We start from the raw sequence: 23,104 nt of genomic DNA, 5'->3' as shown, positions 1-23,104 counted from the left end.
GTTCTAACCTTTTTTCTTCGCGGCCGGCTTCTTGGCCGCTGTTTTCTTGGCGGCGGGGGCTTTGGTTGCCGCCGCCTTGCGGAACGGCTTCTTGCCACCGCCGCCCTTAGCTTCCTTTTCGGCGATCAGCGCCAGCGCATCCTCGATCGTCACCGATTGCGGATCCTTGCCCTTGGGCAGCGTGGCGTTGACCTTGCCGAAATTGACGTAGGGGCCGTACTTGCCGTCGCGCACGACGATCTTGCCGCCGCCATCCGGATGGTCGCCAAGCTCCTTCAGAGCCGCAGCCGTGCCACCATTGCGGCCACCCTTGCCCTTGGACTGCTTCTCGGCAATCACCGTGACGGCACGGTTGAGGCCAATGGAAAACACATCCTCGATGCTGTCGAGATTGGCGTAGGTGCCATCGTGCAGCACGAACGGCCCGTAACGGCCGAGGCCGGCCGAGATCATCTTGCCGGATTCGGGATGTTTGCCCACGTCGCGCGGCAGCCCCAGCAAGGCGAGCGCCTTCTCATGGTCGATGGAATCAGGCGTCCAGCCCTTGGGCAGGCTCGAACGCTTTGCCTCCTTGCCGTCGCCGCGCTGGATGTAGGGGCCGAAGCGGCCCGAGCGCAGCGTGATTTCCTCGGCCGTATAAGGATCCTTGCCCAGCACCTTGGTGCCGTCCTCGCCGCCGCCATTCTCGCCATTGGGATTGGCGGCGTCGCCGAGCTGGCGGGTGAAGGAGCATTCGGGATAATTCGAGCAGCCGACGAAAGCGCCGAACTTGCCGAGCTTCAGCGACAGATTACCGGTGCCGCATTTCGGGCAGATGCGCGGGTTGGAACCGTCCTCGCGGGCGGGAAAAACCAGCGGCGCCAGTTCCTCGTTCAGCGCATCGAGCACATCGGTGACGCGCAGCTCCTTGATGTCGGCGACGGCGCCCGAAAAATCCTTCCAGAAATCACGCAGCACGTCCTTCCAGGCGAGCTTTCCGTCGGAGATCTCGTCGAGCTTTTCTTCCAGCGATGCCGTGAAGTCATACTCTACATAGCGCTCGAAGAAGCTTTCCAGGAAGGCCGACAGCAGGCGGCCCTTGGCCTGCGGCACCAGCCGGCGCTTGTCGATGGTGACGTAGTCTCGGTCCTCGAGCGTCTTCAGGATCGCGGTGTAGGTCGAGGGGCGGCCGATGCCGAGTTCTTCCAGCTTCTTGATCAGCGACGCCTCGGAGTAGCGCGGCGGCGGCTCGGTCGTGTGCTGGGTGGCATTGATCGCGCGGCGGGCAAGCTGCTCGCCGGAGCGGATCTCCGGCAGACGGCGGTTTTCCTCGTCTTCGGCGTCGTCGTCCTTCTGATCGGTGTAGGCGGCGATGAAGCCGTCGAAGCGAACGACCGAACCGACAGCGCGAAGTTCAGCGGTGCGGGCGCCATTCAGCGCCTCGATCTCGACAGTGGTGCGCTCGATCTCGGCCGACTGCATCTGGCTGGCGATGGCGCGCTTCCAGATCAGTTCGTAAAGCCGCATCTGGTCGGAATCGAGATATTGCCTGACCGATGCGGGGGTGCGCATGAAATCCGTCGGCCGGATGGCCTCGTGCGCTTCCTGCGCGTTCTTGGCCTTGGCGGTGTATTGGCGCGGCTTCTCCGGCAGGTACTTCGGGCCGAATTCCTTTGCGATGGCATCGCGCGCGGCGTCGATCGCCTCGGGGGCCATCTGCACGCCGTCGGTTCGCATATAGGTGATCAGGCCGGTGGTCTCGCCGCCGATCTCCATGCCCTCATAGAGCCGCTGGGCCACCTGCATCGTGCGCGTGGCCGAGAAGCCGAGGCCCGATGAGGCAGCCTGCTGCAATGTCGAGGTGGTGAAGGGCGGGCCGGGGTTGCGCTTGGTCGGCTTGGCTTCGACGGACAGCGCCTTGAAGGTGGCGCCTTCGAGCATCGCCTTGATGTCGTCGGCTTGTGCCTTGTTGGCAATGTCGAGCTTTTGCAGCTTCTTGCGCTCGAAGGCGGTGAGGCGGGCTTCGAAGGTCTCGTTGCGCGGCGTGCCGAGGAGAGCTGATATCTGCCAGTATTCCTCGCGGATGAAGCGCTCGATCTCGGATTCGCGGTCGCAGACCAGGCGCAGCGCCACCGACTGGACGCGGCCGGCGGAGCGGGCGCCCGGCAATTTGCGCCACAGGACAGGCGACAGGGTGAAGCCGACGAGATAGTCGAGCGCGCGGCGGGCCAGATAAGCGTCGACCAGCGGCGCATCGATCTGGCGCGGATTGGCCATCGCCTCCAGCACCGACGATTTGGTGATGGCGTTGAAGACGACGCGGCTGACCGGCTTGTCCTTCAGCGCGCGCTTCTGCTTGAGCACTTCCAGAACGTGCCAGGAGATGGCTTCACCTTCACGATCCGGGTCGGTGGCGAGGATCAGGCCGTCGGCGTCCTTGACTGCCTTGGCGATGTCGGCGAGCCGCTTGCCGGAGGCGGTGTCGACCGCCCAGGACATGGCAAAATCCTCATCCGGGCGCACCGAGCCATCCTTGGCCGGCAAATCGCGGACATGGCCGAACGAGGCCAGAACCTTGTAGTTCCTGCCCAGATATTTGTTGATTGTTTTTGCCTTGGCCGGCGATTCGACGACGACGACGTCCATGAGGTCTCATATCAGCTGTGATGCGGCAGAAGAATTCCGCTGCGCGCGACGAAATCTCGGTTCTGTTCGTCGCTCACATGGCCGCGCTTTTGCATCCGGTCAAGGGCAAGCGCCCAAATTGCGGGGCCGCCGACAGCAATACACACTAAGAGTGTATGGAGAACATCACATATTTTAGAATGAGTGGGCGCAAGCCTCGGAAGATTGGGAGAGGTTCAATTTGTTGCTGGTCCAATCGGCCTGGAATGGGTCAAGTCGAGTCCGTGACGGCCCGGCCGCCGGACTTGGAGGGATGCCCGGCGGCCGGTGAGAAGTCCCGTTTGGCGGAACTCCCGATGGGGAAATCAGTCCGCCTTGACAACGTGCCAGACGCCGGCGACGCCATCACCGGTCACGTCGCCGGCCTTCTTGTCCTTGATGAAGGTGTAAACCGGCTTGCCGTCATAGGCCCACATCTTGGTGCCGTCGGTACGGTCGACGACGCTCCATTCATCGTCCGCCTTGGCGCCCGCCTCCGCCTTCAGCGGCGGCCAGTTGGTGGCGCACTTGTCGTAGCAGTTGGTCTTGCCCTTCTCGTCCTTGTCATAGGTGTAGAGCGTCATGCCATTGGCGTCGGTGTAGATCTTGGTGCCGTTGACCTCGGCTTCCTTCCACGCTTCGGCGGCAAAGGATGCGGCGGTGCTGAGCAGGAGCGCGGCCAGCGCCGCGGTTATCGTTTTCATGGAAATCTCCGTGGCTGATATTCGAAGGCGCGCGGCAAATCGCGGCCTCGTCGTGTCACCGCCTTGCGCCGATGCTTTCTTCCCCGCCCGCGATGACTTGCCACACGATGGTGATTGGCGGACAAACCGGCGTGCCGCTATATCGGACGCCAAAGGTGGAGTTTTGGAATGGCAGTGGATATCGGCTATGTCAGCGCGGTCGGGGCGGGGGCCATCTCGTTCCTGTCGCCATGCGTGCTGCCGCTCGTGCCGCCTTATCTCTGCTACATGGCCGGCGTCTCCGTCGACGATTTCCGCGGCAATGCAGGTGCGACGGCACGCGAGGGCGCGCGCGGCGCGCTGCTCTATTCCTCGATCGCCTTCGTGCTCGGTTTTTCCACCGTGTTCGTCGCGCTAGGCGCCGGCGCGTCGACCATCGGCCGGCTGCTGCGCGTCTGGCAGGAGCCGCTGGCGATGGGCGCCGGCGTGCTGATCATCCTGATGGGCCTGAACTTTTTGGGCATCCTGCGCATCCCGCTTCTGTCACGCGAGGCGCGCTTCCAGTCGCAGGGCAAGCCGGCCAGTGCCGTCGCCGCCTATGTCATGGGCCTTGCCTTCGCCTTCGGTTGGACGCCCTGCATCGGCCCGGTGCTGGGGCCGATCCTGACGCTGGCCGGTGGCCGCGAGACGGTCGGCGAGGGGGCCCTTCTGCTCGCCGCCTATTCGCTCGGCCTCGGCATCCCGTTCCTGATCGCGGCGCTGTTCTCCGGCGCCTTCATGCGCTTCCTGGGCAAATTCCGCGTCCATCTCGGCCGCGTCGAAAAGGCGATCGGCGCGTTGCTGGTGGTCGCCGGCGTATTTTTCCTCACCGGCGGCGTGCAGACGGTGTCGTACTGGCTGCTGGAGAATTTCCCGGTGCTGGGGCGGCTGGGCTGACGATTGTCGACTTGGGGCGAGCTATGGGACTCAACTGAGGACCCGTTGATTAAGAGTCAGCTGCTCTATCATCTCACCGGAATTTAACCGCATTGGTGCAGCATGGCGCCACTGCTATCCTGTATCGATTCCCAACCCTTTCATACGGTTGCCCGTCCATGAGCCAGAGATCCTGCCTGTCCGTCATCCTCGCAGCCGGCGAAGGCACGCGCATGAAGAGCGCGCAGCCGAAGGTGCTGCATCAGATCGCCGGGTTGCCGATGGTGGCCCATGTGGTCAAGGCGGCCGAAGCCGCGGGTGCGAGCGGGCTGGCGCTGGTGATTGGCCATGGCGCCGACGAGATGCGCAAGGCGGCGGCGAAGTTTGCACCGAAGGCGGAAACCTTCGAGCAGGAAAAGCGCTTGGGTACGGCGCATGCCGTTATCGCTGCCCGCGCAGCAATATCAAAGGGTTATGACGACGTCCTTGTGATGTTTGGCGACACGCCACTGATCGATGCGGATGCGCTCACGCTGGCGCGGCGGAGATTGGCGGAAGGTGCTGCCGTCGTGGTGATCGGATTCCGCCCACCCAATCCGACCGGCTATGGCCGGTTGATCGAAAAGGATGGCAAGCTCACAGCTATCCGCGAGGAAAAAGACTGCTCCGAAGAGGAGAAGAAAATCGGCTTCTGCAATGCCGGCATGATGGCGGTGGCCGGCGCGCACGCGCTGAAACTGCTCGACGCGGTCGGCAACGAGAATGCCAAGGGCGAGTATTATCTGACCGATATCGTCGAGATCGCCAGTGCACAAAATCTCGATGTCGTTGCCACCGAAGCCAGCTTCGAAAGCGCGCTCGGCATCAACAATCGCGCCGAATTGGCGCAAGCCGAAGCCATCTGGCAACAGCGCCGGCGCCATGACGCGATGCTGTCGGGCGTGACTCTGATCGCCCCGGAAACCGTGTTTTTCTCGCACGACACCGAAATTGGCGCCGACACCATCGTCGAACCCAACGTCTGGTTTGGTCCGGGCGTGAGGATCGCCAGCGGCGCCAAAATCCACGCCTTCAGCCACATCGAGGGCGCCACCATCGCTTCCAATTGCGATGTCGGGCCGTTCGCCCGGCTGCGGCCAGGCGCCGATCTCAGGAACAAGGCCAAGGTCGGCAATTTCTGCGAGGTCAAGCAAGCCGTTATCGAGGACGGCGCCAAGGTCAACCATTTGACCTATATTGGCGACGCGCGTGTCGGCGCGGGCGCCAATATCGGGGCGGGCACCATCACCTGCAACTACGACGGCTACTCAAAGTTCTTCACGGACATCGGCGAGGGCGCCTTCATCGGCTCCAATTCCTCGCTCGTGGCGCCGGTCACCATCGGCAATGGCGGCTATATCGCCTCGGGCAGTGTCATCACCGAAAGCGTGCCCGACGATGCGCTGGCCTTCGGCCGGGCCCGCCAGAAGACGATCCCCGGCAAGGGCAAGGAATTGCGCGAACGCTTTGCTTCCGCGGCGGCCGCGAAGAAGAAAGCGGCTGGCGCCGACCACTAGCGATTGGTCGACGGTCTGCTTTCTCGCCGAAGCAATCGAAAAAACCGAACGATTGCCGTAACCGGATTGCAAGAGCGGGCTGTCATGGTGCATGCCTGCTGAAGCGTCCGTTACAGCGGACGAAATGCAATGTGACTTTCGCGGCAGGCCGGCCACGCCTAAATATCGCTGGTTTTCCGTGGGCAATCGGGGACTGTCTGCATGTGCGGTATCGTTGGAATCGTCGGCCACTCGCAGGTTGCGCCGCTCATCGTCGACGCACTGAAGCGGCTCGAATATCGCGGCTATGACTCCGCCGGCGTCGCCACCATTGAGAAGGGCGAGCTGGGCCGCCGCCGTGCCGAGGGCAAGCTGGTCAACCTCGAACGCCGGCTCAAGGATGAGCCGCTCGACGGCAGGATCGGTATCGGCCATACGCGCTGGGCAACCCACGGCGTGCCTAACGAGACCAATGCGCACCCGCATTTTTCGGACGGCGTCGCCATCGTCCACAACGGCATCATCGAGAATTTCGCCGAACTGCGCGAGGAGCTGATCCGCGACGGCTATTCCTTCTCGTCGCAGACCGACACCGAGGTCGTGGCGCATCTGGTGGCGCGCGAACTCGCCAGGGGGCTAAAGCCGGTCGAAGCCGCGCATAAGGCGCTGAAGCGGCTGGAAGGCGCCTTTGCGCTAGCCATCATGTTCAAGGGTGACGAGGACCTGATCGTCGGCGCGCGCAATGGCCCGCCTTTGGCCGTTGGCCATGGCGACGGCGAGATGTTTTTGGGGTCCGACGCCATCGCGCTCGCTCCGTTCACCAATTCGATCACCTATCTCGAGGACGGCGACTGGGCGGTGGTGCGCCGCGACGGCGTCGCCATCTTCGACATCGACGGCAAAAAGGTCGACCGCAAGCGCCAGCAGTCGCTCTCGACCAGCTTCATGGTCGACAAGGGCAACCGCCGCCATTTCATGGAGAAGGAGATCCATGAGCAGCCCGAGGTGATCTCGCACACGCTGGCTCATTATGTGGATTTCGTCTCCGGCGTTTCCAAGCCGCTTGATCTGCCATTCGACTTCGCCAAGATCGGCCGGCTGGCGATCTCCGCCTGTGGCACCGCCTATCTCGCCGGCCTGATCGGCAAATACTGGTTCGAGCGCTATGCGCGGCTCCCGGTCGATATCGATGTCGCGTCGGAATTCCGTTACCGCGAGATGCCGTTGTCGGCCAACGACGCCGCCTTCTTCATCTCGCAATCGGGCGAGACCGCCGATACACTGGCCTCGTTGCGCTATTGCCGCAAGGCCGGGATGAAGATCGGCGCCGTCGTCAACGTGCGGGAATCGACCATGGCGCGGGAATCCGACGTCGTGCTGCCGACGCTGGCCGGGCCAGAGATTGGCGTCGCTTCGACCAAGGCTTTCACCTGCCAGCTGTCCGTGCTCGCGTCGCTTGCCGTGCGCGCCGGCGTGGCGCGCGGAGCGATCTCGAAGGAGCAAGAGAAAACGCTGGTGCGAGCGCTTTCGGAAGCGCCGCGCTATGCCAACCAGGTGCTGAAGCTCGAAGAGCAGATCGAACGGATCGCGCGGGAACTGTCGCGTTACAAGGACGTGCTCTATCTCGGACGGGACACCAATTTCCCGCTCGCCATGGAAGGCGCGCTGAAGCTCAAGGAAATTTCCTATATCCACGCCGAAGGCTATGCCGCCGGCGAGCTGAAGCATGGGCCGATCGCGCTGATTGACGAGAACATGCCGGTGATCGTGATCGCGCCGCACGATCGCATCTTCGAAAAGACCGTGTCCAACATGCAGGAAGTGGCGGCGCGTGGCGGCAAGATCATCCTGATCACCGACGCCAAGGGCGCGGCACAGGTGAGCGTGAAGACGATGGAGACGATCGTGCTTCCGGATGTGCCGGAAATCATCTCGCCCATCATCTATGCGCTGCCGATCCAGATGCTCGCCTACTTCGCCGCCGTGTTCATGGGCACCGACGTCGACCAGCCGCGCAATCTGGCGAAGTCGGTGACGGTGGAATAGGCGCTTGTAAACAGGCGCCTTTAAAAACTTCGCAGTTCCAAAGCGCCTTTCGGTTCACTAATGTCGCGTCGCAATAGCGCCTCCGGTGAACCATGTCAGACGCTCCCAAGACTTCCGGCATGACGCGGCTGAGGAACTATTTCCTCACGGGCTTCATCGTCTGCGCGCCGCTGGCGATCACCGCCTATATCGCCTGGTCGTTCATCGGCTGGGTCGATTCCTGGGTGAAGCCGTATATTCCGGCGCGCTACAGCCCCGACACCTATCTGCCGTTCCCAGTTCCGGGGTTCGGGCTCATCGTTGCGCTCATCCTGATCACACTGATCGGTTTTCTCACCGCTAACATTGTCGGCCGCGCCATAGTCGGCTTTGGCGAGCGCTTGCTTGGCCGCATGCCGCTGGTGCGCGGCATATACGGCTCGCTGAAGCAGATTTTCGAGACCGTGCTGTCGAACAAGGGCGACATGTTCCGCCAGGTTGGGCTGGTCGAATATCCACGCAAGGGCGTGTGGTCGCTGGTGTTCGTCGCCAGCGAAAAGGAAACCGAGATCAACCAGAAGCTCGACCAGGAAGGCGATCCGCTGATCGCCGTGTTCATGCCGTGCACGCCGAACCCGACGACCGGTTTTCTGATGTATGTGCTGAAGTCGGACATCGTGCCGCTCGACATGACGATCGAGGACGGCGCCAAGCTGATTGTATCAGCCGGGTTGGTGGCTCCCGAGGTGAAGACGAAACTGGTGACGCTGAACGGCGAGCCGATCAACGGAACCCTGGCCAATCCGCCGTTAGGGCCTCACCCGGCGCGCAGGAGCCGCACGGCCTCGTCGCGGCCGAACAAGTAGAGCAGGAGCCGCAGCGCCTCGCCGCGGTCCGATTGCAGTTCTGGGTCGCGCGACAGGATCAGCCTGGCGTCGTCACGGGCGGCCTCCAGTAGGTCGGCATGCACCTCGATGCGCGCCACCTGGAAACCCGGCGTGCCGGACTGGCGGGTGCCCAGCAGTTCGCCTTCGCCGCGCAATTTCAGGTCCTCCTCGGCGATCAGGAAACCGTCCTCGGTCTCGCGCATCACCGACAGCCGGCTTTTTGCGGTCTCGCCAAGCGGATCCTTGTACAGCAGCACGCAGGACGAGGGCTTGTCGCCGCGTCCGACCCGGCCGCGCAGCTGGTGCAACTGCGCGAGGCCGAAGCGCTCGGCATGCTCGATGACCATGATCGTGGCGTCAGGAACGTCGACGCCGACCTCGATGACCGTGGTGGCGATCAGGATGCGCGTCTCGCCTTGCTTGAAGGCGCGCATCGCCTCGTCCTTCTCGACACCCTTCATGCGGCCGTGGACAAGGCCGATGCGATCGCCGAACAGCGGCTTCAGCGAGGCAAAGCGATCCTCGGCCGACATCAGCTTGATCTCTTCGGATTCCTCGACCAGCGGGCAAATCCAGTAGATCTTCTGGCCGTCAGCGACGGCATCGAGCATGCGGCCGACCAGCTCGTCGAGCCGCTCCAGCGGCAGCGTGACGGTGCGGATTGGCTGGCGGCCGGCGGGTTTTTCCGTCAGCTTCGACACGTCCATGTCGCCGAAGGCGGTCAGCACCAGCGTGCGCGGGATGGGGGTCGCGGTCATCACCAGCATGTCGGGCGCGTCGCCCTTGGCGGTGATGGCAAGCCGCTGGTGGACGCCGAAGCGATGCTGCTCATCGATGACGGCCAGGACCAGGTCGTGGAAGCTGACCGTTTCCTGAAACAGCGCATGGGTGCCGACGACGATGTCGATCTCGCCGCTGGCAAGACCCGCCAGCGTTTCGGCTCGCTCGCGGCCCTTTTCACGGCCGGTCAGGATGGCGATGCGCAAGCCGACCTTGGCGGCAAGCGGGGTGATCGTCGCCAGATGCTGGCGCGCGAGGATTTCGGTCGGCGCCATCAGCGCCGCCTGGCCGCCGGCCTCGACAGCGCGTGCCATGGCAAGCAGCGCCACCACCGTCTTGCCCGAGCCGACATCACCTTGCAGCAGCCGCAGCATGCGCTCCGGATCGGCGAGATCAGCGTTGATTTCGGCGAGCGCGAATTCCTGCGAGGGCGTCAGCGAATAGGGAAGGGTTGTACGCAGCTTCTCGACGATGCGCCCATCGCCAACGAGAGGGCGGCCTGACAGGCGCCGCACCTTTGCCCGCACCAGGGCCAGCGAGACCTGGCCGGCGAGCAATTCATCATAGGCGAGGCGGCGCCATGCAGCCCCTTCGACCGCGACATCGATCGGATCAGCGGGATAATGGATGCGGGTCAGCGCGTCGCCGAAGGACGCAAAGCTCTGGCGGCGCATGAAGGCATCATCCTGCCATTCCGGCAGCTCCGGCAGGCGGCCGAGCGCCTGGCCGATCGCCCGGCGCAGCACCTTGCCCGAGAGGCCGGCGGTCAGCGGATAGACCGGTTCGACCAGCGGCAGGTTTTCCGCTTCGCTGGCGAGCGCGATATGGTCGGGATGGACCATGGTTGGGCGGCCGTTGAACCATTCCATCCGGCCTGACACCACGACATGCTCGCCCACAGGCATTGCGTTTTCGAGATAGGCGGCATGGGCATGGAAGAAGGTCAGGCCGATTTCGCCCGTGTCGTCATGGGCGTAGACCCGGTAGGGCACCGACCTGTTGCCGCGCGGTGGCGGCTGGTGACGGTCTATGCGCAGCTCAAGCGTGACGATGGCGCCTTCGGCCGCGAGTGCGATGCCCGGCCGGTTTCGGCGGTCGATGACGGTGTGCGGCAGCACGAACAGGAGGTCGCCGGCGCGTGCGGCGCGGTCGCCGAGATCGGCGGCAACGACCTTCTCGATCAGCGCGCCAACTTTCGGCCCGACGCCGGCAAGCGAGGTGATCGGGACAAACAGGGGATCGAGGATGGAAGGACGCATGATGTCAGCTTATGTCGCGACGGCCGCAGCGCAAGGCTGACAGCGCCCACTATCCACGCTATATGCGCCGCTTGAAGCGAGGATGCGGCACAATGACCGGAACGAAACGATCAAGCGAGGGGCTGGACGCCCATCGCCGCAAGCTGTTGTTCCGTTCCTGGCATCGCGGCATGCGCGAGATGGATCTCATTCTCGGCACCTTCGCCGATGCCGAGATCGGCACCTTGACCGCCGAGGAAATCGACCAATATGAGAGGCTCCTCGATATTGTCGACACGGAATTTCTGCCGCTGGTCACGGGCGAACGCCCGGTGCCGGCGGAGATCGACTGTGCCGTCCTGCAAAAAATCCTGGCGTCCCGCCGGACCATGACTTTCTGAACACAAGCAATTCCAGGAAAAGTGCGAAGCGGTTTTCCCATGGGAATTGCGACAAACAAGACCGTGATTTGATGGCTCTCATTCCCACCATTGGCTTGCCGAAGGGCCGCGCCGGCCAGTTCATCGTCGACGGTGTCGCCGACGGCTACGAGGCTTTCGCACTGGTGCAGACGGCGCTCGAGATCGCGCCCGACAAGCCGGTGCTGTTCGTGGCCCGCGACGGCCAGCGCCTGCCTTCGATCATCGAGGCGCTGTCCTTCGTCGCGCCGGGCCTGCCTGTGCTGGAACTGCCTGCCTGGGACTGCCTGCCATACGACCGTGTCTCGCCTGGTTCGGATGCCGCCGCCAAGCGCCTCGATGCGCTGACCGCCATGATCGCACTGGCGAAGAAGCCGCACCGTGCCGTCATTCTCACCACCGCAAATGCGCTGCTGCAGCGCATTCCGCCCGCGGAGCTTGTCGAAGCCCAAACCTTCCACGCCAGGCCCGGCAACCAGATCGACATGAATGCGCTGATCGCGCGGCTGGAGACGTCGGGATTCGAGCGGGTGCCGACCGTGCGCGGCATCGGTGAATTCGCGGTGCGCGGCGGCATTCTCGACCTCTTTGCGCCCGGCTGGAGCGAGGCGCTGAGGCTTGATTTCTTCGGCGACACGCTGGAATCGATCCGCGTCTTCGATGCCGCCACGCAGCGCACCACCGGCCAGCGCAAGTCGATGGCGCTTCAGGCGATGAGCGAGGTGGCGCTGACGCCCGAAACCATCAGCCGCTTCCGCCGCTCCTATATCGAGGCTTTCGGCGCACCCCAGCGTGACGACGGACTCTATGCGGCGGTCAGCGAAGGCCGGCGCTTCGCGGGCATGGAGCATTGGCTGCCGTTCTTCTACGAGCGGCTGGAGACGGTGTTCGACTACCTGCCCGACGCACCCGTGGTTTTCGACCATCTGGCACATGAGGCGCTGGCCGAGCGCCATACGCTGATCCTCGATCACTACGAGGCGCGCAAAAAGCAGGCTGACGCGGCGCTCAAGGATGCGGTCCCCTACAAGCCGGTGGCGCCGGATCTGCTCTATCTCTCGCCGGAGAATCTGAAGGCTTCGCTTGGCGAGCGCGAAGACATCGACTTTACCGTGTTCGACGCGCCGGACCTGGGGAGCAAGAAAGTCTTCCACGCCGGCTCGCGCCATGGCCGCAGCTTCGTCGAGGAGCGAGCCGATCCGAACGTCAATGTCTTCGATGTGGTCGTCCGGCACATAGCCGACGAGCGCGCGGCGCGCCGCCGGGTCGTCATCGCTGGCTGGACCGAGGGCTCGCTCGACCGCCTTGGCCAGATCCTGGCCGAGCACCATCTCGGCAATCTCAAGCAGGTTGAGACGTTGGCGGAGGCCGAACAACTCGAGCCGGGACAGGCCGCATTGGCGGTTTTGCCGCTGGAATCCGGTTTTGAGACTGAAAAGCTGGTCGTCGTCGCCGAACAGGACATTTTGGGCGACCGGCTGATCCGCCGTTCGAAGCGCAAGAAGCGCGCGTCCGACTTCATCGCCGAAGCCTCGGCCTTGTCGGCCGGCGATATTGTCGTCCATGCCGACCATGGCATTGGCCGTTTCATCGGTCTGCGCACCATCGAAGCGGTTGGCGCGCCGCATGACTGCCTGGAAATCCACTATGCCGGCGACGACCGGCTGTTCCTGCCGGTGGAAAACATCGAGCTGCTGTCGCGCTATGGCTCCGACACGGCCGAAGCGACGCTGGACAAGCTGGGCGGCGGCGCCTGGCAGTCGCGCAAGGCGAAGCTGAAGCGGCGCCTGCTTGACATGGCCGGACAACTGATCCGCATCGCCGCCGAGCGGCAGATGCGGGCCGCACCGGCCCTGGTGCCGGCCGGAGGCCTCTATGACGAGTTCGCCGCCCGGTTTCCCTACGAGGAAACCGACGACCAGCAGACGGCCATCGACTCGGTACGTGACGATCTCGGCGCGGGTAGGCCAATGGACCGGCTGATCTGCGGCGATGTCGGCTTCGGCAAGACCGAAGTGGCGCTGCGCGCCGCCTTTATCGCGGCGATGGAAGGGTTTCAGGTCGCGGTGGTGGTGCCGACGACCCTGTTGTCGCGTCAGCATTTCAAGACATTCTCGCAGCGCTTTTCCGGACTGCCGATCCGTGTCGCACAGGCGTCGCGGCTGGTGGGCTCAAAGGAATTAGCCGAGACCAAGAAGGGCATTGCCGAAGGGCAGGTCGATATCGTTATCGGCACCCATGCGCTGCTGGGCTCCGCGATTTCGTTCAAGAATCTCGGCCTGCTGATCATCGACGAGGAGCAGCATTTTGGCGTCAAGCATAAGGAACGGCTGAAGGACCTGAAGACCGACGTCCATGTTCTGACCCTGTCGGCGACGCCGATCCCGCGCACGCTGCAACTGGCGCTGACGGGCGTGCGCGAACTGTCGCTGATCGCCACGCCACCGGTCGACCGCATGGCGGTGCGCACCTTCATCTCGCCCTTCGACCCGCTGGTCATTCGCGAGACGTTATTGCGCGAGCGCTACCGAGGCGGCCATTCCTTCTATGTCGTTCCGCGTATCAGCGATCTGGTGGAAATCCATGATTTCCTGAAGGAATCTGTTCCTGAGCTGAAGGTAGCGGTGGCGCATGGGCAGATGCCACCGGGCGAACTCGACGACATCATGAACGCGTTCTATGACGGCCAGTATGATGTGCTTTTGTCGACGACCATCGTCGAATCCGGACTCGACATCCCGACCGCAAACACGCTGATCATCCACCGCGCCGACATGTTCGGCCTGTCGCAGCTCTACCAGTTGCGCGGCCGCGTCGGGCGCTCGAAGGTGCGCGCCTATGCGCTGTTCACACTGCCGGCCAACCGCAAGCTCACCGACACTGCCGAGCGCCGTCTGAAGGTACTGCAGTCGCTCGACACGCTCGGCGCCGGCTTCCAGCTCGCCAGCCATGACCTGGATATCAGGGGCGCCGGCAACCTGCTGGGGGAGGAGCAGTCCGGGCACATCAAGGAGGTCGGTTTCGAGCTCTACCAGCAGATGCTGGAGGAAGCGGTCGCCGAGGTGAAGGATTCCGGCGAGGTGCAGGATGGCGGATGGTCGCCGCAGATCGCCGTCGGCACGGCGGTGATGATCCCGGAAGGCTACGTGCCGGACCTGCAGCTCAGGCTGGCGCTGTACCGCCGTCTCGGCGATCTCGAAAACACCGAGGAGATCGACGCCTTCGGCGCCGAACTGATCGACCGTTTCGGCCCGTTGCCGGAGGAAGTGAAACATCTCCTCAAGATCGTCTTCATCAAGGCGCTGTGCCGCAAGGCCAATGTTGAGAAGCTCGATGCCGGGCCGAAGGGTATCGTCATCCATTTCCGCAAGCGCGAGTTCTCGAACCCGGTCGGGCTGGTCAAGTATATTGGCGAGCAGGGTTCGCTGGCCAAGATCAGGGCCGACCATAGCGTGGTCTTCATCCGCGACTGGCCGACGGCGGAGAAGCGTCTGGCGGGCTCGGCTGTGGTCATGACGCAACTGGCGCGACTGGTGGATAAGGCAGCCTGATCTCGCCTTTCGGGCCGTCCTGGGCGCGTCAGCCATTCGCCAGCACCGAAATTCCGGTCTAGAATAGGAAATCGGCTTCGTGTATGGAGCCGCCACCCCAGTTTGGGGCGGGAAATGGCGGGCGAGGGTGTCCGCCGGAAAGAGCGTTGGGTGCAGCGATGACGAAATGGTCGCCGAATTCGTGGAGAGCAAAGCCGATCAAGCAAGTTCCCGCCTATCCGGACCTTGCCGCGCTGAAGAATACGGAAGCCCAACTCGCCACCTTCCCGCCGCTGGTCTTTGCCGGCGAAGCGCGCAAGCTGAAGAAGCAGTTGGCGGCGGTTGCCGCCGGCGAAGCCTTCCTGCTCCAGGGTGGTGATTGCGCGGAGAGTTTTGCCGAGCATGGCGCCGACAACATACGCGACTTCTTCCGCGTCTTCCTGCAGATGTCCGTGGTGCTGACCTTCGCCGGTGCGCAGCCCGTGGTGAAGGTTGGCCGTGTCGCCGGCCAGTTCGCCAAGCCGCGCTCGTCCGACAACGAGACCAAGGGCGAGGTGACGCTGCCGAGCTATCGCGGCGACATCATCAACGGCATCGAGTTCGACCAGAAGTCGCGCATTCCCGATCCCGCCCGCCAGGAAATGGCCTACCGCCAGTCGGCGGCCACGCTCAACCTCCTGCGTGCCTTCGCGCAGGGCGGTTATGCCAGCCTGGAGAATGTGCATCGCTGGATGCTCGGCTTCGTCTCCGACAGCCCGCAGGGCGAGAAATACGAGTCGCTTGCCAACCGCATCACCGAGACGATGGATTTCATGCGCGCGGTCGGCATTACGTCCGAAACCAATTTCGCGCTGCGCGAAACCGACTTCTACACCAGCCACGAGGCCCTGCTGCTCGGCTACGAGGAGGCGCTGACCCGTGTCGATTCGACCTCGGGCGACTGGTACGCCACGTCGGGTCACATGATCTGGATCGGCGACCGCACGCGTCAACCCGACCACGCCCATGTCGAATATTGCCGCGGCATCAAGAACCCGCTCGGCCTGAAATGCGGTCCGTCGCTGACGCCGGACGGCCTCCTGGAACTGATCGACCTGCTGAACCCCGAGAACGAGCCGGGGCGGCTGACGCTGATCGCCCGCTTCGGTTCGGACAAGGTTGCCGACCATTTGCCGAAGCTGGTGCGCGCTGTGCAGAAGGAGGGCCGCAGCGTGGTCTGGTCGTCGGATCCGATGCATGGCAACACGATCGAGGCGGCCGGCTACAAGACACGGCCCTTCGACCGCATCCTGAAGGAGGTGCAGACCTTCTTCGAGGTGCACCGCGCCGAAGGCACGCATCCGGGCGGCATCCATGTCGAGATGACCGGCAAGAACGTCACCGAATGCACCGGTGGCGCCCGTGCCATCACCGCCGAGGAGTTGCAGGACCGCTATCACACCCATTGCGATCCGCGTCTCAACGCCGACCAGGCGATCGAACTGGCCTTCCTGGTCTCGGACCTGTTGAAGAAGAGCCATCCGGTGCAGCACAAGCAAGCGGTCAACGGCTGATCTCGGCCAATTGGAACCGATAAAGGAAAGGCGCCTGGGAAACCGGCGCCTTTTTTATTGCAACTTCGGTTTGTGCTTCCGACCGTGTCGGCGCAACCGGCAAAAGCGAAAGCCTCAGTCTTTCTTGTAAAGCAGCCAGCTTTTGCTGGCGCGCCCTGCCATGGCTGAATGCCTGGTGACGCGGTTGCGCCCGCTGACCTTGGAGCGGTAGAGCGCCCGATCCGCCTTGGTGTAGAGGTCTTCGGGGCCTTCGGCCTCTGATGCCATGCAGATGCCCATCGATACCGTCACGGTGCCGTAATTCATGCCGGTCTGGCTGCTGGTGAACGGCGTCTGCTCGATCAGGGCGCGAATGCGTTCCGCGATCTCGTAGGTTGCGTCCTCGCTGGCGCCCTCGATGATCAGCGCGAACTCCTCGCCGCCGGTTCGGGCGACGAACATGTCGCTGCGGATGCTGGTCTGGAAAATCTCGGCGATGATCTGGATGATCTTGTCGCCGACAGGATGGCCATAGCGGTCATTAATGTCCTTGAACCGGTCGATGTCGACAAGGACAAGGGCATTGAACAGAATACCCTTGTTGCTGTTGTAGATCCTGGTGATTTCCTTGTCGAAAGCGCGACGATTCCAGATCTGGGTCAACGGATCCGTATCGGCCAGCCGCTTGTATTCCTCGAGCTTCGACTTGACGCTCTCAAGCTCCGCCGTCTTGTCGCTGAGCGTCGAGGCGACCTGCCGGCCGTGGTCGATCGTCGAATTGGTTGCGATCGTCATTGCGTTGGCGATCTTTTGCAGAAGATCCTGGGAGAGAAGGCTGCGGTTGCTCAGGCCACTGGATGTCTCGTCGAGGATCCTGCCGTATTTTTCGATATGGCTGCGCTCGCTGCGCAGGAGCGACGCGACCTCCTCAAGCTCCTTGGCGATGACGTCCCGGGCATGCTCGATGATGCCCGGGCCATGATTATGGGCAAAGAAAGCGCGCCCGATCTGATCCAGCTCATCCTGCGTCGGCCGGCTGCTCAGCGACAACACGGCAAGACCGAGCTCGCGGTTGGTGCCGCTCAGGGCCTCATAGAAGATCTCGTAGTTGCGCGGCAGGCCGAGCACGCCAAGCTGGCGCATGGTGGCCACGACTGTGCTTGCGATCTCAGTGTTTCGTTCGGTCAGGGTGGCCGCCGGCTGCATGGTTGTTCGCTCTTCCCTTGGGAACGCGCCTGAACTTGGCGCATATCCATCATCGCTGACGCGGGGACGCCACCCATTCGAAGCCGACACACGAAAAGGCGCGTCCCCACACGCGACCTTCGATGGAGACCACCATAGATGCAGTAGCGCTAAAGTTTCCTTAATCGGCAGAACTCACGCCTTTTCGCTACATCAGGCTGCATGCGTCCAACCAAACTATCAACCTCCAGGCAGCGCTGATTGGCGGCGTTGCATGCAAATTCGCGTACCGATCTGGCTGAGCGAAACTGAACTTCGGATTTTCCACAACAACAGATGTCGCAATTGCTTACGCATGACGGCCGCAAAGCTGGAATGCTGGTGCCTTCGTCAGACTACAGTTTAGGGGAGAAACCCAGTGCGGGAGAGTCACCAGGGATCATGCCTGTGCGGAGCGGTCCGCTTCCGGACAAGTGGGGCACTGCGTGGCGTCGTCTACTGCCATTGTTCGCAATGCCGCAAACAGAGCGGGCATTTCTATGCCGCGACCAATGTTGCCGATACCGACATCGTGATCGAAGGCACGGAAAGCATCACCTGGTATGAAGCGTCCGGCTTCGCCAGGCGCGGCTTTTGCAAGACATGCGGGTCGCTGCTGTTCTGGAAGGCAATGGACCAAGACCATATCTCGGTCATGGCGGGATCGTTCGACAAGCCGACAGCGCTCGAGGGCGAATGTCATATCTTCGTCGGCGACAAGGGCGACTATTATTCGATCGACGATGGGCTGCCGCAGTTTGAAAAGTCGACACCGGCCATACCGGTCGCCGAATGAAATTTGGACGATCCGCCTTATTCCATTGATCGGGGCATTGCTTTATCCCGGGCCGGTGATTCCGAGAGGGGCCTTGGCATGCAGCGGCTGATCGATGCTTTTATCAATTCGGTGCGGGCATTTCGCAAGCTTGCGGTTAGCGAGAAGGCTTTCCAGCAGGAACTGATGCTGCTGGTGCTGGCCTTGCCCGCTGGCTGGTTCGTTTCGGTGTCTTGGCGCGGTTACGCGCTGCTGATCGGCGCGGTGCTCCTCTTGATCATGGTCGAAGTGCTGAACACGGGCATCGAGGCGGCGTGCGACGCAATTTCTCGTGAATTCCATATCGATATCCAGCTCGCCAAGGATTGCGGCTCGCTGGCGGTGCTGATTTCTGTGGTGATTGCCGGTGGCGTCTGGGGCATCGCTCTCATCGAGCGCATAACGGGGGTGCCGATCTGAAGCTTTGATGCCTATATGACGGTCACCAAAGGAGACCGTCATGGCAGAGGTCACGAATTCATCGCTTCTCGAACGCCTGGGCCTGCCGGACGACCTGCGCTGGCTGGCCGACAAATATCCCCGCGAAAACTGGCAGGCTCACGCCAACATTCACGGCATGGCCAATATGTGGCTGCAGCGGCACGACATGTTCCGCGAACTCGGCGGCATGCTCACCGGCGGCATTGGCAACTATCGCGAAGGCAGACTGACGGCCCCCGATTTCGCGCGCTGGTTCGCGCCGCGCCTCAACCATTTTCTCGGGCATCTCGACGGCCACCACAATGTCGAGGACTACCAGTATTTCCCGGCCTTCACCAAGGCGGAGCCCCGTCTGAAGCGCGGGTTCGAGATTCTCGATGCCGACCACCACACCATCCATGAAGGATTGGAGCGCAACGCCGAGGCGGCGAACGCCTTCATCCGCACACTTCAGGAGAGTGAGGACAAGCAGCGCTTCGCCGCCGATGCCTATGCCGACGAAAACAACCGTCTGATCGCGATGCTGACCCGGCATCTGGCCGATGAGGAGGACCTGATCATCCCGCTCATCCTCGATCGGGGGGACCAGGCGCTCGGCATCGACTGACGGTCAAAACTCCTTGTCGCGCTCCCGCTCGGCGACATGGCGGGCGACAAACCAGGCAAGCACGGCCAGGGCAAGGCCGATGCCGAGCCCGACGAACAGCCGCTCGTGCTGCATCAGCGCCTGGCCAATCAACTGTTCGGCTCCCAATCCGAAGACATAGCCGATCGTGCTGAACAGGACCGCCCAGATGACCGAGGAAATGGCGTTGAGGATGACGAAGCGCGGCGCCGCTATGGTCGAAAGGCCGGCCGCGATGCCGCCGACCAGGCGCATGCCGTAGACATAGCGGTTCGACAGCACGAAGATGTTGGGATGGGTGTTGAGCAGGCGGTAGGCGCGGCGAAAGCCGGGCCGCCGGCGCAGCCTGACGACATGGCGATTATCGGCGAAACTTCTGCCGAGGATGAAGAAAAAGGTGTCGCCAGCGAAGGCGCCCAGCGCTGCCGCGACAAAGGCATGCCACAGCACGAAAACATGCTGGTGGGCGAAGAAGCCTCCCAGGATCGCGGCACTTTCGCCTTCGGCCACGCAGCCGAGAAAAACCGCCAGCAACCCGTATTGCTCGATGAAATGGTGGATCGCTTCGGTCATGAGGCCGACTGCTGTGACAGTCTTTCGTCGATCCGCTTGACCAGTTCGGCCAGCCGCACGATTTCGTCGCGCATGCCGATGATCTGGCTGTGGCGCAGTTCGTCCAGCTTCTCATGCAGCGCCATGATCTCGATCTCGGCCTTCAGATTGACCTCGTAATCATGGGCGGCATCGATGCGGTCGCGTTCGGTCTGGCGGTTCTGCGCCATCATGATCACCGGCGCCTGCAATGCGGCGACCATCGACAGGACGAGGTTGAGGAAGATGAAGGGGTACGGGTCGAATGCATCGCGCGACAACAGCCAGACATTGGCTGATGTCCACACGATCAGGAAGGCGATGAAGGTCAGGATGAACGACCAGGAGCCGCCGATGCGGGCGATCGTATCGGCAAGGCGGTCGCCAAAAGTCTGGTGGAAAGCGACGGCCTTGTTGGTGTCCCTGGTGATGGTGGTACGCTCGATGGTGCTTTGCAGCACCCGGTTTTCCAACTGGCTCAGCCCATCCGGCTTCCGCTTCAGCCAACGGTTCGCCAGGTCGTCGATGGTCTTGTTCATGGCCGTCTCCAAGCGCTTTGCTGCGCTAAAGCGCGTCGCGTCGAAGCGGATTGAGGCGACGCGCTTTAGGTTTTTGCTTTTATGCATGTCGTCTTCCCAAAACCGAGGTCACTTTTGGGCGACATGTATTAGAGGTAGAGGCTGCCGGCCGGGGCGGGAAGTGCTAGATTGAGGCGAACCGAGGGGGACCGATGGCCGACTTCAAGAAAATTCGGGCTCGCGCGGCAAATCGCAAGGGCGGTCAGGCGGAACTGACCTCGCTGTTGGGTCCGATACCCGACAATGCGGCGGTGGCCAACGTCACCGACGACCGTATCCTCTCGACCATGGCCGAGCGCGTCTTTGCCGCCGGTTTCGTCTGGCGCGTCATCGAGCAGAAATGGCCCGGTTTCGAGGAAGCGTTCCTGCGCTTCGAGCCGAAGCGGCTTTTGTTCCAGCCCGACGATTTCTGGCACGATCTGGCCTCGGACCAGCGCATCGTGCGCAATCCGCAGAAGATCAGGTCCGTTCGCGACAACGCCGCCTTCGTCGAGCGCGTGTCCCGGGAACATGGCGGCTTCGGCAATTTTCTCGCCGAATGGCCCGCCGATGACCAGGTCGGGCTGATGGCCTATCTCGGCAAGCATGGCAGCCGGCTCGGCGGCAACACCGGCCAGTATTTTTTGCGCTGGCTGGGCTGGGATGCTTTCGTCATTTCGGCCGACATGGCGGCAGCCCTTCGCGACGCGGGCCTCGACATCGCGGACAACCCGACATCGAAGAAGGACCTCGACAAGATCCAGGTCCAGATCAACCGATGGGCCGACGAGACAGGGCTGCCGCGCCGGCATCTCTCGCGCATCCTGGCCATGTCGATCGGCGAAAACCACTCTCCGCAATCGCTGCGCGCGTATATGGGCGACGATTGACGGGCTGAATTGGTCCAAACGAACGCCATTGCGAGGTGAATTCCGCCGCGCTAAGTCAGCAGCATGACCAAGAAGCTCGACATACTGCGTATCGCCATCGCCCAGCTCAACCCGACTGTCGGCGACGTCGCCGGCAACCTCGCCAAGGCGCGCGAGGCGAGGGCGGATGCCGCCCGCCAGGGCGCCGATCTCGTGCTCTATACCGAGCTTTTCCTCGCCGGCTATCCGCCGGAGGATCTGGTGCTCAAGCCGGCCTTCCTCAAGGCATGCGAGCGGGCAGCACAGGATTTTGCCGCAGACACCGCCGATGGCGGTCCCGGCGTCATCATCGGCACGCCGCTGAAGCGCAAGAGCGGCACGCATAATTCCATCGTCTTCGCCGATGGCGGCAAGATCATCGCCGAACGCTACAAGCTCGACCTGCCCAATTACGGCGAATTCGACGAGAAGCGCGTCTTCCAGGCCGGGCCCGAGATCCAGGGACCGGTCAACTTCCGCGGCGTGCGCATCGGCATACCGATCTGCGAGGACATCTGGGGCGACGTCGCGGTCTGCGAGACGCTGGCCGAAAGCGGCGCGGAAATCCTGCTGGTGCCGAACGGGTCGCCCTATTATCGCGCCAAGATCGACGTTCGCCACCAGGTCGTGATCAAGCAAGTCATCGAATGCGGCCTGCCGATGATCTATGCCAACCAGCTCGGCGGCCAGGACGAGCTGATCTTCGACGGCGCCTCCTTCGCCATCGGGGCGGACAAGACGCTCGCCTTCCAGATGAGTCAGTTCGAGGATGCGGTCGACGTCACCACCTGGAAACGTACCGATGATGGCTGGGTCTGTTCGGAAGGACCGATGTCGAAAATCCCGGACAAGGAGGAGGCCGACTACCGCGCCTGCATGCTCGGCCTGCGCGATTACGTCAACAAGAACGGCTTCAAGAATGTGGTGCTTGGCCTTTCCGGCGGCATCGATTCCGCGATCTGTGCCGCATTGGCCGTCGATGCGCTGGGCGAGGAACGGCTGCGTGCCGTCATGATGCCTTATCGCTACACTTCGAAGGATTCCCTCAAGGACGCCGAGGACTGCGCCCGCGCCCTCGGCTGCCGCTATGACATCGTGCCGATCTTCGAGCCCGTCGAAGGCTTTTTGCATGCGCTGACGCAATTGTTCGAAGGCACCAAGGAAGGCATCACCGAGGAGAATTTGCAGAGCCGCGCGCGCGGCACCATCCTGATGGCGATCTCCAACAAATTCGGCTCGATGGTCGTCACTACGGGCAACAAGAGCGAGATGTCGGTCGGCTACGCCACGCTCTACGGCGACATGAATGGCGGCTTCAATCCGATCAAGGACCTTTACAAGATGCAGGTCTACGCGCTCTCGCGCTGGCGCAACAGCCATGTGCCGCCGGGTGCGCTCGGGCCTTCGGGCGAGGTGATCCCGAAGAACATCATCGACAAGGCGCCATCGGCCGAATTGCGCGAGAACCAGACCGACCAGGATTCGCTGCCGCCCTATCCGGTGCTGGACGACATCCTCGAATGCCTGGTCGAGAACGAGATGGGCGTCGACGACATCGTCTCGCGCGGCCATGACCGGGCGACGGTGGCGCGCATCGAACATCTGCTCTACATCGCCGAGTACAAGCGCAGGCAGGCGGCACCGGGTGTGAAGATCACCAGGAAGAATTTTGGCCGCGACCGCCGCTATCCCATCACCAATCGTTTCAGGGATCGTGGCTGAAGCGCAGTTCGTCTGCTGGACGAAATACGCGGCAT

At 62.8% G+C, this 23,104-nt stretch carries 18 protein-coding genes; 12 read left to right on the top strand and 6 right to left on the bottom strand.

Translation table 11 applies throughout. The features are described from left to right. Positions 1-3: 3 nt before the first annotated feature. Positions 4-2,625 carry a type I DNA topoisomerase gene (gene topA, locus FJ527_RS04085; RefSeq protein WP_140716782.1) on the bottom strand — a complete coding sequence of 874 codons (2,622 nt, stop codon included), beginning with the start codon at positions 2,623-2,625 and terminating at the stop codon, positions 4-6. 344 nt (positions 2,626-2,969) lie between these two features. Next, complete coding sequence (locus FJ527_RS04080) at positions 2,970-3,347, bottom strand: hypothetical protein (protein ID WP_140716784.1); 378 nt, start codon at positions 3,345-3,347, stop codon at positions 2,970-2,972. A 168-nt stretch (positions 3,348-3,515) separates the two neighbouring features. Here FJ527_RS04080 and FJ527_RS04075 point away from each other — a divergent pair, with 168 nt between their 5' ends. From FJ527_RS04075 to FJ527_RS04060, 4 genes are all read left to right on the top strand, one after another. Then, positions 3,516-4,262 (top strand): cytochrome c biogenesis CcdA family protein, encoded by a 747-nt coding sequence (locus FJ527_RS04075; RefSeq protein ID WP_140726755.1) that lies wholly within the window; start codon positions 3,516-3,518, stop codon positions 4,260-4,262. Between the two features lie 158 nt (positions 4,263-4,420). Further along, positions 4,421-5,797 (top strand): bifunctional UDP-N-acetylglucosamine diphosphorylase/glucosamine-1-phosphate N-acetyltransferase GlmU, encoded by a 1,377-nt coding sequence (glmU, locus tag FJ527_RS04070; RefSeq protein WP_140821829.1) that lies wholly within the window; start codon positions 4,421-4,423, stop codon positions 5,795-5,797. A gap of 201 nt (positions 5,798-5,998) precedes the next feature. After that, complete coding sequence (gene glmS / locus FJ527_RS04065; RefSeq protein WP_140821827.1) at positions 5,999-7,822, top strand: glutamine--fructose-6-phosphate transaminase (isomerizing); 1,824 nt, start codon at positions 5,999-6,001, stop codon at positions 7,820-7,822. Between the two features lie 92 nt (positions 7,823-7,914). Further along, the gene (locus tag FJ527_RS04060) at positions 7,915-8,667 is read left to right on the top strand and encodes a DUF502 domain-containing protein (RefSeq protein WP_031240956.1); all 753 of its coding nucleotides are present in this window, start codon (positions 7,915-7,917) and stop codon (positions 8,665-8,667) included. Here the strand turns inward: FJ527_RS04060 and recG are convergent. Next, positions 8,619-10,727: an ATP-dependent DNA helicase RecG gene (gene recG / locus FJ527_RS04055; protein ID WP_140821825.1), complete on the bottom strand. Its 2,109-nt coding sequence runs from the start codon at positions 10,725-10,727 to the stop codon at positions 8,619-8,621. The genes FJ527_RS04060 and recG overlap by 49 nt on opposite strands. 92 nt (positions 10,728-10,819) lie before the next feature. Between recG and FJ527_RS04050 the strand changes: the two genes are divergently transcribed. The 3 genes from FJ527_RS04050 to FJ527_RS04040 all read left to right on the top strand — a co-directional run bounded on the left by FJ527_RS04050 (position 10,820) and on the right by FJ527_RS04040 (position 16,208). Beyond that, positions 10,820-11,107 carry a succinate dehydrogenase assembly factor 2 gene (locus tag FJ527_RS04050; protein ID WP_023783257.1) on the top strand — a complete coding sequence of 96 codons (288 nt, stop codon included), beginning with the start codon at positions 10,820-10,822 and terminating at the stop codon, positions 11,105-11,107. 71 nt (positions 11,108-11,178) lie between these two features. Beyond that, complete coding sequence (gene mfd, locus FJ527_RS04045) at positions 11,179-14,676, top strand: transcription-repair coupling factor (RefSeq protein WP_140821823.1); 3,498 nt, start codon at positions 11,179-11,181, stop codon at positions 14,674-14,676. A 158-nt stretch (positions 14,677-14,834) separates the two neighbouring features. Then, positions 14,835-16,208, top strand: a complete 1,374-nt coding sequence (locus FJ527_RS04040) for a 3-deoxy-7-phosphoheptulonate synthase class II (protein WP_140616228.1) — start codon at positions 14,835-14,837, stop codon at positions 16,206-16,208. A gap of 114 nt (positions 16,209-16,322) precedes the next feature. Here FJ527_RS04040 and FJ527_RS04035 read toward each other — a convergent pair whose 3' ends face one another. After that, on the bottom strand, positions 16,323-17,393 hold the full coding sequence (locus FJ527_RS04035) for a diguanylate cyclase (protein ID WP_140821821.1): 1,071 nt from the start codon (positions 17,391-17,393) through the stop codon (positions 16,323-16,325). A 397-nt stretch (positions 17,394-17,790) separates the two neighbouring features. On the opposite strand from FJ527_RS04035, the gene FJ527_RS04030 reads away from it, so the two are divergent. The 3 genes from FJ527_RS04030 to FJ527_RS04020 all read left to right on the top strand — a co-directional run bounded on the left by FJ527_RS04030 (position 17,791) and on the right by FJ527_RS04020 (position 19,273). Next, positions 17,791-18,207 carry a GFA family protein gene (locus tag FJ527_RS04030; RefSeq protein WP_015317647.1) on the top strand — a complete coding sequence of 139 codons (417 nt, stop codon included), beginning with the start codon at positions 17,791-17,793 and terminating at the stop codon, positions 18,205-18,207. Positions 18,208-18,285: 78 nt separating this feature from the next. Beyond that, entirely contained in the window at positions 18,286-18,645 is a 360-nt protein-coding gene (locus FJ527_RS04025) for a diacylglycerol kinase (RefSeq protein WP_015317648.1), read from the top strand. Between the two features lie 40 nt (positions 18,646-18,685). After that, positions 18,686-19,273, top strand: a complete 588-nt coding sequence (locus tag FJ527_RS04020) for a hemerythrin domain-containing protein (protein WP_140716800.1) — start codon at positions 18,686-18,688, stop codon at positions 19,271-19,273. 3 nt (positions 19,274-19,276) lie between these two features. Here the strand turns inward: FJ527_RS04020 and FJ527_RS04015 are convergent, their stop codons facing one another. After that, positions 19,277-19,864, bottom strand: coding sequence for a DedA family protein (locus FJ527_RS04015; protein ID WP_140821819.1), 588 nt, complete (start codon positions 19,862-19,864; stop codon positions 19,277-19,279). Next, complete coding sequence (locus FJ527_RS04010; protein ID WP_015317651.1) at positions 19,861-20,421, bottom strand: DUF1003 domain-containing protein; 561 nt, start codon at positions 20,419-20,421, stop codon at positions 19,861-19,863. Before FJ527_RS04010 ends, FJ527_RS04015 begins: the two co-directional genes overlap by 4 nt. A gap of 191 nt (positions 20,422-20,612) precedes the next feature. On the opposite strand from FJ527_RS04010, the gene FJ527_RS04005 reads away from it, so the two are divergent. Continuing rightward, the gene (locus FJ527_RS04005; protein WP_140821817.1) at positions 20,613-21,329 is read left to right on the top strand and encodes a DNA-3-methyladenine glycosylase I; all 717 of its coding nucleotides are present in this window, start codon (positions 20,613-20,615) and stop codon (positions 21,327-21,329) included. A gap of 63 nt (positions 21,330-21,392) precedes the next feature. After that, entirely contained in the window at positions 21,393-23,069 is a 1,677-nt protein-coding gene (locus FJ527_RS04000; protein WP_015317653.1) for an NAD+ synthase, read from the top strand. Positions 23,070-23,104: the final 35 nt, after the last annotated feature.

It is taken from the genome of Mesorhizobium sp. B2-4-18, assembly GCF_006441385.1.
Taxonomy (GTDB): Bacteria; Pseudomonadota; Alphaproteobacteria; order Rhizobiales; family Rhizobiaceae; genus Mesorhizobium; species Mesorhizobium australicum.
This window is presented reverse-complemented; position numbering and strand designations above follow the sequence as displayed.